Raw genomic sequence first — 13,525 nt, 5'->3', positions numbered from 1 at the left:
TCGAAGACCGTTCAGGCGCCGCGCCGAATGCGATCGATTCGATCAGATGCGCGTGGAGAGGCCCAGAGCACGCAATCGGACCGGTCGTCCGACGCCGGCATGCAGCGAGGCGATGTCATCGGGGTCGCAGGACGCACGTCGCCCTCCGGAGGGCGGACACGGGCCGCACGGACGAAAAAGCCCGCCTCGACGGGCGAGGCGGGCTTCCGCATGACGTGCAACAGGGTTGTGCTAAATCAGCAGCCGTCGCCCTGAACCGGCGCGGTCTGACGATCGGCCATGGTGTTGTTCATCGCACCCACGGTCCCGGGAGAGGACGGCTGCTTGCCGCCCGCGAGGTTCGCGGCACCCGGGTCGGCGCTGGACTTGGGGGCATTCGCCGTCGCCTGCGCGTCCGCTGTCTGAGCAGCACCCGCGTTGTTCATGGCCCCGACCGTGCCGGGCGAGGCAGGCTGCTGGCCGCCGGCGAGGTTCTTGCTCGACTTGTCGACATCGGAGCTCTTGGGGTTGGATGCCTGCTGATCCGGGGTCTTGGGCATGGTCGTCCCGGTGCTGCACGGGGCCGCGAGGGCGGGGCCGGCGACCAGGGTCAGGAGCGCGACGGCACTGGCCAGACGTGAGACCTTCATAAACATTCCTCCAGATATTTTACTCCGGGCTAAATGCTAAATCCTCCCGGGAGTTCCGAGGTAGATGTCGCGAACTTCACCGTGTCGCAGTACACGATCTGAATTCGCGGAGCCTCGAGGCGCCGGCCTTGCGCAGCGGCCGTGCGTCCCCGCAGGCCCCGTCGTCGGATTCTCCGGCGGACGGTGCGGCATCGACCTTGCACTCCGGTCCGGGCTGTTCAAAGCTCATGCAGGCGCGTTCCGCCCTGGCCGCGGATCGAATCGGGCCCGGCGGCGCGACGGAGTTGCAGGGGAGCGGATCCGTTGACGAGCGTGGACCTGAACTCGGATCTCGGCGAGGGCTACGGCGCCTATGCCTGCGGCGACGACGCGGCGATCCTGGACATCGTGACCTCGGCCAACGTCGCCTGCGGCTTGCACGCGGGCGATCCCGAGATCATGGCCCGGACCTTCGCCCTGGCGCAGGCGCGGGGTGTCGCGGTGGGCGCCCATCCGGGTTTCCCCGATCTGTGGGGCTTCGGTCGCCGCCGGATGCCGTTCAGCCCGGACGAGATCGAGCGGCTGGTGGCCTATCAGGTCGGGGCCGCGGCGGCGCTGGCGGCCTATGCCGGCCATCGCATCACCTACGTGAAAGCGCACGGGGCGCTCGGAAACCTCGCCGCCGAGGAACGGCCTGTGGCCGACGCCATCGCCCGGGCGGTGCGGGCGGTGGACCGGGACCTCGCCATGCTCGCGATCGCGCTCAGCGCGCAGGTTGCCGCGGCCGAGGATTTCGGGCTCGCGGTGCATCAGGAGATCTTCGCCGACCGTGGCTATACGGAATCCGGCCTTCTGATCCCCCGAGGACAGCCCGGCGCCCTGATCACCGATTCCGGCGCGGCCGCCGAGCGGGTCCTGCGGATGGTCGAGGCCGGGGCGATCCTCACGGCCAGCGGCGCGGCGTTGCCGACGCCGATCCGCTCGATCTGCGTCCACGGCGACTCGGCCCACGCGGTCGCCACCGCCCGGGCGGTCCGGGACCGGCTGGAGGCGGCCGGGGTGACGCTGGCGCCGTTCGGTCCGTGAGCGACGTCGTCAGCGAGCCCCGTCTCCTCGACGCGGGCGAGGCGGCGCTGGTGGTCGAGTTCGGCACGACCGTCGACCCCGCGATCAGCGACCGGGTCCTGGCGCTCGACGACGCCCTGGGTGCCGACCCGCCCGCGGGCCTGCGGGAACGCGTCCCGACCTACCGCTCCCTGATGCTCCACTACGATCCGCTGGTGCTCGACCGCGCAGCGCTCGCGGACCGGGTCCGGGCCCTCGTGGCAGGCACCGCCACCCGGGCGGCCGCCACGACCCTGTGGACGCTGCCCTGCTGCTACGACGCCCCCCATGGCGAGGACATCGCCGAGGTCGCAGAGCGCACCGGCCTCGCCCCCGAAGCGGTGGTGTCGACCCATGCCGGGGCGACCTACCGGGTCTACATGTACGGCTTCGCCCCGGGCTTCGCGTATCTCGGCGGCCTACCGCAGGCTCTGGCGGTGCCCCGGCGGGCGAGCCCGCGGCCGCCCCACCCGGCAAACGCCGTGGTGATCGGCGGCGGGCTCGCCGCGGTCGCCACCGTGCCGATGCCGACCGGCTGGTACGTGATCGGCGCCACCCCGGCCCGGCTCTACGCGCCGGAGCGCGACCCGAGCTTCTTCGTCGGCGCGGGCGACCTGATCCGCTTCGAACCCGTCGATGCCGCGACCTTCGACGCGCTGCGCGCCCGCGAGGCGGCGGGCGAGGCGGTGGTGCGCCGCTGGGAGTCGCGCTGATGACGGCGCTCGTCGTCGAGGCCGCCGGCCCCGGGATCACGCTACAGGATGGCGGCCGGCACGGCTACCTGCGCTACGGCATCACCGCGGCGGGGCCGATGGACCCGCTGATGCACGCCACCGCCAACCGCGCGGCCGGCAACCCCCTCGACGCCACCGCCATGGAGGTCTCCACCGGCGGGGTCACGGTCACGGCGGCGGAGGGCGCGGTCGGCCTCGCCCTGGTCGCGCCGGGCTTCCGGATCGCCCTGGACGGGGCGGCTTTGTCCGGCGCCGTCGCGCTGACCCTTGAGCCGGGTCGGACCCTGGCGGTGCGGGCTGGCGATGCCGGGTCCTGGGGCTACCTCGCGGTGAGCGGCCGGCTCGACGTGGCGCCGGTCCTCGGATCCACCGCGACCCACACCCGCTCGGCCCTCGGCGGCCTCGACGGGCGCGGCCTCACCGCCGGCGACCGCCTGCCCGTGGCCGAGGGACGACCGGGCGCGGCGACGCCCCACAGGCTCGTCGTGCCCTGGCTGGAGCGGGATGCGCGCCTGATCCGCGTGGTGCTGGGTCCGCAGGACGATTACTTCGCCCCCGACCAGATTGCGGCCTTCCTGGCCGGGCCCTGGACCGTCTCGCCCCGGGGCGACCGGATGGCCTGCTTCCTGGACGGGACGCCCGTGAAGCACGCCAAGGGCCACGATATCGTCTCCGACGGCGTGGCGATGGGCGCGATCCAGGTCCCCGGCAACGGCCTGCCGATCGTGCTGATGGCCGACCGCCAATCCACCGGCGGATACCCGAAGATCGCCAGCGTGATCGGCCCCGATCTCGGCCGCCTCGCCCAGGCGCGCGGCGGGGCGCGCCTCGCATTCCGGGACGTCACGGTGGCGGAGGCGGTGGCGGCGCGCAAGGCCGAGCGCGACCATCTCCGGGAGCCGGCGGCGCGGGAACCGGTGGTCCGCACGGATTTCGCCTCCGACTTCCTGCTGCGCCTCAACCTCGTCGGCGGGGTCACGGACGGTCGCGCCTGAGCCGGCGACACGCTATGGCCGGGCCGCGCCTCTGGCGGTCCCGGAGAACCGGGTCTCCGGCGGCAGTTTTTCGAACGCGAGCAGGAAAGTCTCCCCCGCATGGCGCACGCCGTCTCCGCCCCGGGCACGCCGCCCGCGCGCAGCAACGAACCGCTCAACGGCGACAGCGTCCGCCGCGCCCGGATCGACCTCGCCGCCTGCCTGCGCTGGGCCGCCCGGCACGGGCTGGAAGAGGGCATCTGCAACCATTTCTCGGCGGTGCTGCCCGAGCGGCCCGACCTGTTCCTGGTCAATCCCTACGGTCTGGCCTTCGCGGAGGTGACCGCGTCGAGTCTCCTGCTCTGCGACTTCCACGGCAACGTCGTTGAGGGCGACGGCCAGCCGGAGGCCACGGCCTTCCACATCCATGCCGAGCTGCACCGGCTGAAGCCCCGCGCCCGGGCCGCCTTCCACACCCACATGCCCTACGCCACGGCCCTCGCCATGCTGGAGGGGCAGCCCCTGGCCTGGGCCGGCCAGACCGCCCTGCGCTTCTACGGCCGCATCGCGGTGGACGAGGATTACAACGGGCTGGCCCTGGATTCGGATGAGGGCCGGCGGATCGCAGAGAGCGCCGGCGATGCCGACGTGGTGTTCCTCAAGAATCACGGCGTGATGGTCCTGGGCGAGACCATCGCGGAGGCCTGGGACGATCTGTATTACCTGGAGCGGGCCGCACAGGCGCAGGTGCTCGCCCTGAGCACGGGGCGCACCCTCAAAATCGTGCCCGAAGCGATCGTGAAGCACGTGGCGGCCCAGGAGGCGGCCGGCCGCGCCGAGAGCGCGCGGATGCATCTGGAGAGCGTCAAGCGCGTGCTCGCCCGGGACGAGCCGGCCTTTTTGGCGTGACCGGCGCTCACGGCGTCGCCCGGATCCTGTCGAGCAGCGCCGCGTCGGCATAGCCGTCCGCGGGCAGCCCGACCGAGCCCTGGAAGGCGCGCAGGGCCGCCCGGGTCTTCGGGCCGATCTTCCCGTCGACACCGCCGGTGGGCAAGCCCCGCGCGGTGAGCCGATACTGGATATCGCGCCGCTCGTCGGCGGTGAGCGGCCGGTCGCCCCGCGGCCAGTCGCGGACGAGACCTGGATCCCCGCGCAGGCGGTCCGACAGGAGCGCCACCGTCAGCGCGTAGGCGAGCGCCGTGTTGTAGCGCAGGATCACCGCGAAGTTCGGCCGGAGCAGGAAGGCCGGACCACGGATCCCGGCGGGCAGGATCAGGGTCGCCTCCGCGGTCTCGTCCGGAATCGGGCGCCCGGGGACGGGTGACACGCCCAGCGCCCGCCACGCGGCGAGGCTGCGGGGCGTCGTCTCGTCGGCGAGCGCGGCGTCGAAGTTCTCCGGAAGGATCGCCTCGGCGCCCCAACCCTCGCCGGGCTTCCAGCCCTGGGCGCGCAGGTAGTTGGCCGTGGAGGCCAGGGCGTCCGGCACCGAGGTCCAGATATCGCGTGTCCCGTCGCCGTCGAAATCGACCGCGTAGCGCTGGTACACGCTCGGCATGAACTGGGTGTGGCCCATCGCGCCCGCCCAGGAACCGGTGAGCCCGCCGGGCATCCGGTCCAGCGGAGCCTGGTTCCACGCCAGGATCTGGAGGGCCGCCGCCAGCTCGTCGCGCCAGTAAGGGGCGCGGGCGGGGTCACCGCAGCCAAGGGTCGCCAGGGAGCGCACCACCGGCTTCACGATGGCGGGGTTGTCGAGGACGGCGCCGTAATTCGACTCCACGCCCCAGAACGCCACGAGGATGTGACGATCGATCCCGTACCGGGCCTCGATGGCCGACAGGGTCTCGGCATTCTCGGCGAGCTTGCGCTGGCCGTCCGCGATGCGGGACGGGGTGATGCTGGCCTCGATGTAGTCCCAGATCGGCCGCACGAACTCGCCCTGGCTCCCGCTGGAGGCGAGCACGTCCGGATCAGCGGTTAGGCCGGCGAGCTGGGCGTCCGCGACGCTCTGCGGCACGGCCCGCGCCGTGGCCCAGGCGATCAGGTCGGCGCGGCAGGTCTCGAAGGCCTGCGGCGCGGGCGGGGCGGCGTCAGGTGCGGCGACCGCCAGGGTCGGTGCCAGCGCGCAGGCCATGGCGAGAATGCCGATCCGCGCGGGCTGCTTCGGCGCATCGTGAGCGGGCATGGGCATCTCCGGCGATTCAGATCCCTCGACGTACCAGCATAACCCGCAGGGCGGGGCGGCTTCCAGGAAGCGGCCGGTCTCGATCGGACGCCAATTGGGGCCATCTCACCAAGTCATGTGACCCGTCCGCCGTGCCCGCGCGGTGCCCGACGAACAAACGCGGATATCCGACGTTCACCCGACATGGCCCGAGGGAGACCGACCCGGTGAAGCGTGCGGCCCTCGCGATCCTCGGTACGGCGTTGCTCGCCGCGGAACCGGCCTGCGCCCTGGAGGTGACCCGCAGCCGCGACATCCCCGCGCCGCCCGGCGCGGTCTGGGCGCTGGTCGGCGACTTCTGCGCCATCCAGCTCTGGCACCCGCAGGTGGAGCGCTGCATCCTGTCGAGCGACGACGAGGATGACGGCATCCGCGCGCAGATCCGCGGCCTGGTGGTGAAGGGCGGCCTCGGCACCGTCGTGGAGGTCGAGACCGCGCGGGACGAGGTCGGCATGAGCTACAGCTATGGCTTCGTCCAGGGCCCACTGCCGGTGCGCGCCTACAACGCGACGCTAACCGTCCGGCCGAACGGCACCGGATCGACGGTGCTCTGGAGCGCGACCTTCGACGCCGAGGGCATGAGCGATGCCGAGGCCGTCGCCGACATCGCGGGCGTGTTCGAGTCCGGGCTTGCCGGGATCGCCCGGGAAGCGTCCAGATAGACCCCGTCGAATCGCGTGGGTGCGAAACGCTCTTCGGGCGGCAACCAGCCGCCCGGCACGATCCCCAGGGGCAGTCTCAGGAGGCCGAGACCCGCATGCGTCGTCACCGCCACGCCAAGATCGTCGCCACCGTGGGCCCCGCGACATCGGCGCCCGACCGGCTCCATGCCCTGTTCCTCGCCGGCGTCGATACGTTCCGGCTGAACTTCAGTCACGGCGTCCAGGCGGACCATGCCCGGGTCCACGCCGCGATCCGTGCTCTGGAGCAGGAGGTCGGCCGGCCGATCGGCATCCTGCAGGATCTCCAGGGACCCAAGATCCGGATCGGCACGCTGCGCGACGGCCGGCTGGATCTCGAGGCGGGCGAGACCGTCCGGTTCGTCCTCGACGGCACCGACGGTGACAAGCAGGCGATTCCCCTGCACCACCCGGAGATCTTCGACGCCGTGGTGCCCGGCCAGGAATTGCTGATCGACGACGGGCGGGTGCGGGTGCGCGTCACCGGGCCGGAGCGGACCGCCATCACCGCCGAGGTGGTCACCGGCGGGACGATCTCGAACCGCAAGGGCGTCAACCTGCCGGGGACGCTGCTGGACCTGTCGCCGCTCACCGCGAAGGATCGGGCGGACCTCGCCTTCGGGCTCGAACTCGGCGTCGACTGGGTGGCCCTGTCCTTCGTGCAGAAGCCCTCGGACGTGATGGAGGCGCGGGGGATCATCGGCGACCGTGCCGGGATCATGTCGAAGATCGAGAAACCCCAGGCGCTGGAGCGGATCGACGATATCATCCGCCTCTCCGACGCCGTCATGGTGGCCCGCGGCGACCTCGGCGTGGAGATCCCGCACGAGGACGTGCCCGGGCGGCAGAAGGAGCTGATCCGCGCCTGCCGGCTTGCGGTGAAGCCCGTGGTGGTGGCGACCCAGATGCTCGACTCCATGGTCAATGCCCCCGCGCCGACCCGGGCCGAGGCCTCCGACGTCGCCACCGCGATCTACGACGGTGCCGACGCCGTGATGCTCTCGGCGGAATCGGCCACCGGCCGCTACCCGGTCGAGGCGGTGGCGATGATGGACCGGATCATCCGGAGCGTGGAGGGGCACAAGCTCTACCACTCGATCGTGGCGGCCTCGGAGCCCGGCGAGGAGGAGACACCGCCCCACGCCGTGGCGACCGCAACGGCCGACCTCGCCGAGGCCGTGCACGCCGCCGCCATCGTGGCCTACACGGCCAGCGGGACCACGGCCGCCCGGGTGGCGCGCAAGCGCCCGGCCGCCGCGATCCTGGCGCTGACGCCGAACCTCGCGACGTCGCGGCGGCTGAGCCTCCTCTGGGGCGCGCACAGCGTCCTGACCGAGGATGTCGACTCCTATGAGGAGATGACCGCGAAGGCCCGGCAGCACGCGCAGGACGAGGGCTTCGCCAAGCCGAACGACATCATCGTGGTCACCGCCGGCATCCCGTTCCACACGGCCGGCAACACCAACAACATTCGCCTGCTGCAAGTCTGAGGCGGAGGCCCGGGTGGAACGCGCCCCGCCACTCGCCCGTTGAATCGAAAGCTGCGCCGTTATGGCGCGCCAACGGAGGGCCGACCCATGAACCTCATCGGACGCATCGTTTCAAAGATCCTCGGCAACGAGAACCGCCCCGTCGATCGCGACGACCGGAACGCCAGCACCGCGACGCCGATCGGCCGCCTGGTCACGAAGATCCTGGGCCGATAGGGCGCTCGGCGCCGAGCGCGTCACAGCAGAACCTTCAAGCCGTTCCCGATCGCAACGCGGGCGCGTACGGCTCGAACGCGCTGGCCGCGCGCCGTCAGGCGCGCGGCCTCACAGTTAGTTCGCGATCGCGGCGGCCGTCTCCTTGACGGTCGGCGCCGCCGGCACCGTGTGTTGCCAGAACGCGCCGGTCCGACCCTTCGCCATGCCCTCCTCATAGAGGGCGCGCATGTAGGCGGTGTCGAAACCCTTCGAGGGGGGGACCTTCGGGCCGTCCTCGTCGATATAGGTCAGGTTGAAGCCGATGCCGTTGTTCCGCGCGAGCGCGTAGGTCGCCGTCAGCGTGGCCCGCGAGCGGGCCCGGCTCGCCGTGGTGAAGGAACGCCCGACGATCGAGAGGGTGTTGTCCTTCGTGACCTCGAAATCGGGTTCCAGGCGGCCGTTGATCACAACGAAGATCTCGGCCTTGCCGCCGGTCCGGATCCGGCCGTCGCGCAGCAGCAGCGTCTGCGGCAACGTGAAGACCGGCGTCACCACCGAACCGTCGACATGCATCTCCTGGAAGCGCGTATCGCCCGCCGAGACGTCGATCAGCTGCGGCGGGAACACCGCCGGGATGCTGGCCGAGGCGGCCAGGACGTCGCGGAACAGCTCCCGGGCGTTCGGCACCCCGCTCGCCGCGATGGCACCCATGTTCCAGATCACCGCGCGCTGGGAATCCAGGTTCGTGGTCACCACCAGCAGGCGCCGGCCCTTGGCGTGCTCCTCGGCCACCGCGCGGATCAGGTCCGGCGTGACGTAGCGGTCGATCAGGTTGCGCAGGCGCCCGTCGCCGAACAGGCCCGAGCCGAACAGCACGTTCGCGAGGTTGGGCGACGCCACCAGATCGCCGGCGACGCCGCTGGTGTAGAATTCGGTCAGGTAGGCGTCGTAGGCCGGACCCAGGAAGGCGAAGGGCGCGATCAGAGCACCGGTCGAGACACCCGACACCAGGGTGAATTCCGGTCGCTGGCCCGAGGCCGTCCAGCCGTTGAGCACACCGGCGCCGTAGGCCCCGTCGCCGCCGCCGCCCGAGAGTGCGAGGTAGGTGAATCCCTTGGCCCGACTGTGCGGGTTGGCGGCGAGTTCCGCGATCGTCTCCACCGAGGCGTCGGCGAATACGCGGGCGCCCGGAATGCCGGGAATGCCCGCGAGCGACGCCTGCTCGGCGGTGTACGGCGTGCGCGGAAGACTGCCGCAGGCCGTGACCTGGCCCGCCAGCCCGAGCGCCACCAGCGCGTGCAGGCTTGTCCGACGGAAACCCATCCTCGTCACCCCGATCCGTGAAACCCGGCCACTGTGCCATACGGAACGAGCTTGGCCGCAGCGGAGGTTCCGTCTTAGCCGGCCAATGGGCGCGATAACATGGCGCTGTTGCGCGGGGGTCACGATCATACGGGATCGCGGGTTCGCGAAACCGATGCGGGCGCATCACCCACGCGGTGGCGCGATCGGGCCGCCGCGCCGGACGCCGTCAAACCTTTGGCGGTGGACAGGAGGCGCCCCGGACTGCCCGGCGCCCTTGCAACGCTCGCGAGCCGCGCGCTAGGGTTCCCCGCGGCTTGACGAGACAGGGTGTCGCACTGCGGTGCGGAGCCTGTCGCGCGGGTGCGCGGTCCGCACGGCGGCGTGGCCGGCCGAATGGCGGGTCCATTGACCCGGGATGCGCATCGCAGACCATGGCGCAGCGCGAGCCGCAGGGGGCGGAGGGGATGATGGAAGCGGGCGTCGTAGGCTGGACGGATGATCGCGTGGCGCTCCTGCGCCGGCTGTGGGAGGAAGGGCAGAGCGCGAGCAAGATCGCGGCGCAGCTCGGTGGCGTGACCCGCAACGCGGTGATCGGCAAGGTCCATCGCCTCGGTCTGGCCGGACGCCCGAGGGGCGGCGAGGAACTGCCTGCCGCCGCCGTCGTGGTGCCGTCGGCGAAGACCGTGGAGATCGAGACCGCCATCGCGGTGGTCGAGACGCAGGCCCCCGAGCCGGTGGCGATCCTGTCGCACCGCCCGGCGCCCGAATTCCCGGCCCCCGCGCCGGCGACAGCACCGGTCCCTCTGGCCACCTCCCAGCGGGTCACGATCATGGACCTGCGCGAATCCATGTGCCGCTGGCCGCTCGGCGACCCGACCACACCGGAATTCCGGTTCTGCGGCGGACGCGCGATCACCGGCCTCCCCTACTGCACCCACCACGCCGAGATCGCCTACCAGCCCGCGGCCGAGCGGAAGCGGGATCGCCGGGTCGCCTCGTTCCGCTGATCGGCGACAGATTCAGGAGCGGCTCGCGTCTGTCGCGCGCAGGTAGCGTGCGGTGGCGGCGTTGATGCGCTCCGCCGGGACCAGCCCGATGAGGTTCCTCGGGTGGGTCGGCGCTGCGGCGTCGCGGGCGAGCGCGCGGACGATCCGGTCAGCCGGATGGCCGTCGAAGCCTGGGCGCGCCAGGACGAAGCTCCAGGAGCCCACCGTCTCGATCGGGTCTGCCTGCCCTGGAAAGCTGCCGGCCGGCACGGTCAGCCGCTTCATCGCGGCGCCGGGCTGCGCGAGGCGCGCGATCCCGGTCTCGGTCGGACCGAAGAACCGGGCCCCGCCCGGCGCGCGGGCGAGCGCCGCGAAGCCCGGCCAGTCAAGACCGCCGCCCCAGAGCGCGTCGGCACGGCCCTCGCGCACCAGGGTCGGCCCATCACCCGCCCGGTCGAGCAGGATCGGGCGAATGTCGCGCTCGGGATCGAGCCCCGAAGCGGCGAGCACGGTGCGACCCATCACGGTGAGGCCGGATTGGTGCGTGCCCAGCGCCACCGCGCGTCCACGCAGATCCGCCACCGACCGGATCGGGCTGCCCGCCGGGACGACGAACAGGCCGGGTGTCGGGTACATCGGGGCCAGCACGGTGACCCCGCCGGGGTCGGCGAAGGCCGGGTAGGCGTACTCTCCTTGAACCAAGCCGAGATCGACGGAGCCGGACCGCAGGAGGCCGAGATTCTCGGCTGAGCCGGCGCTGGCGCGGGTCTCGATCGTGAGGTCCGGATCGGCCTGCCGGATCGCCGCCGCGAAGGCCGCTCCGAAGGCCGGGAAGCCGCCGCCCGGCGTCGCCGTGGCCAGGACGACGTGGACGGCGTCGGCGGCTTGGGCCGGCCGCGCCGCGAGGAGGCCAAGCGCTGCGAGGATCGCCGTCCGGCGCGTCAACGGCCCTGCTCCGGCGGCGTGCGTACGGCGAGTCGGCATCGGCGGTCCCGTCATGCGTGGGCGCCCGGCCGGCGCAGAGGAGGAGAATAAGTTTCCATCGATCCCGCGGCCAATAGCAAAGCCGTTCCACCAACGGCCGGAAACATCGTCGGGAGCGGAAAGAACTTTCAGCAAGGGCACTTAGCCCGATTGCTCCGGTGGCGGCAACGCGATATCGCAGCCTCCCGTCCGCGTCCGAGCCCAGCCTCCCCAACCCAGGAAGCCTTGGTCTGGTCGGTCCGGACACACATCTGTCCGATCCCACGACGAGCAGGAGTTCCGCGATGGCCGATTCCCTCCACGCACCGGCGAAGGTCGGCCACGGCCGTGTCTACGGCTCGATCACCGAAACGATCGGCAACACGCCCCTGGTCCGCCTGAACCGCCTTCCGAAGGAGCACGGCGTCGACGCCGAGATCCTGCTGAAGCTCGAGTTCTTCAACCCGATCGCCAGCGTCAAGGATCGTATCGGCGTCAACATGATCGACGCGCTGGAGGCCTCCGGCAAGCTGCAGCCCGGCGGCACGCTGGTCGAGCCGACCTCCGGCAACACCGGCATCGCCTTGGCCTTCACGGCCGCGGCGCGGGGCTACCGGCTGATCCTGGTCATGCCCGAGACCATGTCGCTCGAGCGGCGCAAGATGCTCGCCTTCCTGGGCGCGGAGCTGGCGCTGACCCCCGGCGCGCAGGGCATGAAGGGCGCGATCGCCAAGGCCGAGGAGCTGCTGAAGGAGATTCCCGGCTCGGTGATGCCGCAGCAATTCTCCAACCCCGCCAACCCCGAGATCCACCGGAAGACCACCGCCGAGGAAATCTGGAGCGACACCGGCGGCCAGCTCGACGCGTTCGTGGCCGGCGTGGGCACGGGGGGCACCATCACCGGTGTCGGCGAGGTGCTGAAGCCCCGCCTCCCCCACATGAAGGTCTTTGCCGTGGAGCCGGAGGAATCCCCGGTGATCTCCGGCGGCCAGCCCGGCCCGCACAAGATCCAGGGGATCGGCGCCGGCTTCATCCCCGACAACCTTCACACCGCCATCCTCGACGGCGTGCTGAAGGTCTCCAATCAGACTGCCTTCGAGACCGCCCGGGCGCTGGCCCGGCTGGAGGGCATCCCGGGGGGCATCTCAACCGGCGGCAACGTCGCGGCCGCGCTGGAGCTGGCCAAACGGCCCGAGTTCCAGGGCAAGCGCATCGTGACCATCGCCTGCTCCTTCGCCGAGCGCTACATCTCGTCGGCGCTGTTCGACGGGATCGGCTGAGCGGGCTGCGCCGCGGACGCGGCGGCCGCGTGCCCCGCGCCGCGTCGAACGGTGCGGGGCCGCCCTCGGCGGGACGCGGTCCATAGGGTTCGGGCATGGCCGGCCGGGGCCGAGTCGGTCGCCACGGCGGGTGGCACAGGCCGAAGGGTGTTCCGCGAGATCGTCATTCTGAGAGGCTATGTCGCTCCGAACACTCCAGTTCAAAGGCTTGAGTGGGCGTTGTCTGCAGGTCGTCTGGATTTATTCAGCACTCTCGATTGCTGCATGCGCGTATCGATCGCGCAAACGATCATAAATTCTCAGTGCCGCGGCCCGCGCAAGACCCGTCTGGATCTTCGTTGATCGTTCCGCTACCGCCGATCGGGCGACCGGTCGGAGATTCGCGCATGCGCTGCCTTTTCGCGATCCTGTGCAGCCTGTGGTCCCAAATGGCGCTGGCGCAGGGTTTCGCGATCCATGACCTGACGTCCCTCGCAGAGCCGGCCCGGACGATCCTCGGCGACGGTGCCACCGCGCAGGCCCAGCCGGGTCAGCTCATTCTCACCTGTCAGGCCTGCCAGGGCGCCCCCACGGTGGCGTTGCAGCTCGGGCGCCTGACCGACGGCACCGAGGATCGGATCCGGTCCGGCAAGACCACCCTCGCTGCGCTGGAGACCCTCTGCCTCAAGCAGAACCCGGATTGCCGGCTCACCAGCCTGCCCGCCGGACCGGCGATCGGCTGGATCAGCCTGTACGCCTTCACCGGCGGCGCGGGCTCGACCGCCGTCATCCTGCGCGACGGCGATCTTCTGACGATCGAAGCCAAGGCGATGAGCCGCGGGGCGGCGGAGGATGCGGTGCAGCGGCTGGCCCAGGCACTCCTGCCACGCATCGTGGGACGCTGACGCCGCGTCTTCCTCCGGGAACCGGCAGCCTCCTCTCGGGGCAATGCTCCCAGGGCGACCGATCGTCCCCGGCGCAACCCTCCCGTCCCGCCTCCGTTGTC

General features: G+C 71.5%; 14 protein-coding genes. 10 read left to right on the top strand and 4 right to left on the bottom strand.

Annotated features, from left to right (window positions below; all coding sequences use genetic code 11):
- Positions 1-236 precede the first annotated feature (236 nt).
- Positions 237-629, bottom strand: a complete 393-nt coding sequence (locus AC3IF1_RS09470) for an exopolysaccharide production protein YjbE (protein ID WP_489217334.1) — start codon at positions 627-629, stop codon at positions 237-239.
- 303 nt (positions 630-932) lie between these two features.
- On the opposite strand from AC3IF1_RS09470, the gene AC3IF1_RS09465 reads away from it, so the two are divergent.
- The 4 genes from AC3IF1_RS09465 (at position 933) to AC3IF1_RS09450 (ending at position 4,329) form a co-directional block, all read left to right on the top strand.
- Positions 933-1,694 carry a 5-oxoprolinase subunit PxpA gene (locus AC3IF1_RS09465; protein ID WP_489217333.1) on the top strand — a complete coding sequence of 254 codons (762 nt, stop codon included), beginning with the start codon at positions 933-935 and terminating at the stop codon, positions 1,692-1,694.
- Positions 1,691-2,425 carry a 5-oxoprolinase subunit B family protein gene (locus AC3IF1_RS09460; RefSeq protein WP_489217332.1) on the top strand — a complete coding sequence of 245 codons (735 nt, stop codon included), beginning with the start codon at positions 1,691-1,693 and terminating at the stop codon, positions 2,423-2,425. The genes AC3IF1_RS09465 and AC3IF1_RS09460 overlap by 4 nt, the downstream gene beginning before the upstream one ends.
- Positions 2,425-3,441: a 5-oxoprolinase subunit C family protein gene (locus tag AC3IF1_RS09455; protein WP_489217331.1), complete on the top strand. Its 1,017-nt coding sequence runs from the start codon at positions 2,425-2,427 to the stop codon at positions 3,439-3,441. The genes AC3IF1_RS09460 and AC3IF1_RS09455 overlap by 1 nt, the downstream gene beginning before the upstream one ends.
- A 99-nt stretch (positions 3,442-3,540) precedes the next feature.
- Entirely contained in the window at positions 3,541-4,329 is a 789-nt protein-coding gene (locus AC3IF1_RS09450; RefSeq protein ID WP_489217330.1) for an aldolase, read from the top strand.
- 7 nt (positions 4,330-4,336) lie between these two features.
- Here AC3IF1_RS09450 and AC3IF1_RS09445 read toward each other — a convergent pair whose 3' ends face one another.
- Positions 4,337-5,551: a lytic murein transglycosylase gene (locus AC3IF1_RS09445; RefSeq protein ID WP_489220360.1), complete on the bottom strand. Its 1,215-nt coding sequence runs from the start codon at positions 5,549-5,551 to the stop codon at positions 4,337-4,339.
- Positions 5,552-5,808: 257 nt separating this feature from the next.
- On the opposite strand from AC3IF1_RS09445, the gene AC3IF1_RS09440 reads away from it, so the two are divergent.
- From AC3IF1_RS09440 to AC3IF1_RS09430, 3 genes are all read left to right on the top strand, one after another.
- Positions 5,809-6,303: an SRPBCC family protein gene (locus AC3IF1_RS09440; protein ID WP_489217329.1), complete on the top strand. Its 495-nt coding sequence runs from the start codon at positions 5,809-5,811 to the stop codon at positions 6,301-6,303.
- A 95-nt stretch (positions 6,304-6,398) separates the two neighbouring features.
- Positions 6,399-7,811, top strand: a complete 1,413-nt coding sequence (gene pyk / locus AC3IF1_RS09435; RefSeq protein WP_489217328.1) for a pyruvate kinase — start codon at positions 6,399-6,401, stop codon at positions 7,809-7,811.
- Between the two features lie 87 nt (positions 7,812-7,898).
- The gene (locus AC3IF1_RS09430) at positions 7,899-8,027 is read left to right on the top strand and encodes a TFIIS helical bundle-like domain containing protein (RefSeq protein WP_243968602.1); all 129 of its coding nucleotides are present in this window, start codon (positions 7,899-7,901) and stop codon (positions 8,025-8,027) included.
- 114 nt (positions 8,028-8,141) lie between these two features.
- Here AC3IF1_RS09430 and AC3IF1_RS09425 read toward each other — a convergent pair whose 3' ends face one another.
- Entirely contained in the window at positions 8,142-9,329 is a 1,188-nt protein-coding gene (locus AC3IF1_RS09425) for a patatin-like phospholipase family protein (protein WP_489217327.1), read from the bottom strand.
- Between the two features lie 449 nt (positions 9,330-9,778).
- Between AC3IF1_RS09425 and AC3IF1_RS09420 the strand changes: the two genes are divergently transcribed.
- Positions 9,779-10,318 carry a GcrA family cell cycle regulator gene (locus tag AC3IF1_RS09420; protein ID WP_243968638.1) on the top strand — a complete coding sequence of 180 codons (540 nt, stop codon included), beginning with the start codon at positions 9,779-9,781 and terminating at the stop codon, positions 10,316-10,318.
- Positions 10,319-10,330: 12 nt separating this feature from the next.
- Here the strand turns inward: AC3IF1_RS09420 and AC3IF1_RS09415 are convergent, their stop codons facing one another.
- Complete coding sequence (locus tag AC3IF1_RS09415) at positions 10,331-11,242, bottom strand: TAXI family TRAP transporter solute-binding subunit (RefSeq protein WP_489217326.1); 912 nt, start codon at positions 11,240-11,242, stop codon at positions 10,331-10,333.
- Positions 11,243-11,565: 323 nt separating this feature from the next.
- On the opposite strand from AC3IF1_RS09415, the gene cysK reads away from it, so the two are divergent.
- Both cysK and AC3IF1_RS09405 read left to right on the top strand, forming a co-directional pair.
- A complete protein-coding gene (cysK, locus tag AC3IF1_RS09410) occupies positions 11,566-12,540 on the top strand; it encodes a cysteine synthase A (RefSeq protein ID WP_243968608.1) in 975 nt (324 codons plus the stop codon).
- Between the two features lie 386 nt (positions 12,541-12,926).
- Complete coding sequence (locus AC3IF1_RS09405; RefSeq protein WP_489217325.1) at positions 12,927-13,424, top strand: hypothetical protein; 498 nt, start codon at positions 12,927-12,929, stop codon at positions 13,422-13,424.
- Positions 13,425-13,525: the final 101 nt, after the last annotated feature.

It is taken from the genome of Methylobacterium sp. E-012, from assembly GCF_057836545.1.
Note: the sequence above shows the minus strand (reverse complement) of the source record. Positions and strands in the feature narration are given on the sequence as shown.

What these genes read in the sequence shown, in the direction of transcription:
- AC3IF1_RS09445 (WP_489220360.1), bottom strand. Translation starts at nt 5,551, where the DNA reads ATGGCCTGCGCGCTGGCACCGACCCTGGCGGTCGCCGCACCTGACGCC.
- AC3IF1_RS09420 (WP_243968638.1), top strand. Translation starts at nt 9,779, where the DNA reads ATGGAAGCGGGCGTCGTAGGCTGGACGGATGATCGCGTGGCGCTCCTG.
- AC3IF1_RS09470 (WP_489217334.1), bottom strand. Translation starts at nt 629, where the DNA reads ATGAAGGTCTCACGTCTGGCCAGTGCCGTCGCGCTCCTGACCCTGGTC.
- AC3IF1_RS09405 (WP_489217325.1), top strand. Translation starts at nt 12,927, where the DNA reads ATGCGCTGCCTTTTCGCGATCCTGTGCAGCCTGTGGTCCCAAATGGCG.
- AC3IF1_RS09430 (WP_243968602.1), top strand. Translation starts at nt 7,899, where the DNA reads ATGAACCTCATCGGACGCATCGTTTCAAAGATCCTCGGCAACGAGAAC.
- AC3IF1_RS09450 (WP_489217330.1), top strand. Translation starts at nt 3,541, where the DNA reads ATGGCGCACGCCGTCTCCGCCCCGGGCACGCCGCCCGCGCGCAGCAAC.
- AC3IF1_RS09425 (WP_489217327.1), bottom strand. Translation starts at nt 9,329, where the DNA reads ATGGGTTTCCGTCGGACAAGCCTGCACGCGCTGGTGGCGCTCGGGCTG.
- cysK (WP_243968608.1), top strand. Translation starts at nt 11,566, where the DNA reads ATGGCCGATTCCCTCCACGCACCGGCGAAGGTCGGCCACGGCCGTGTC.
- pyk (WP_489217328.1), top strand. Translation starts at nt 6,399, where the DNA reads ATGCGTCGTCACCGCCACGCCAAGATCGTCGCCACCGTGGGCCCCGCG.
- AC3IF1_RS09455 (WP_489217331.1), top strand. Translation starts at nt 2,425, where the DNA reads ATGACGGCGCTCGTCGTCGAGGCCGCCGGCCCCGGGATCACGCTACAG.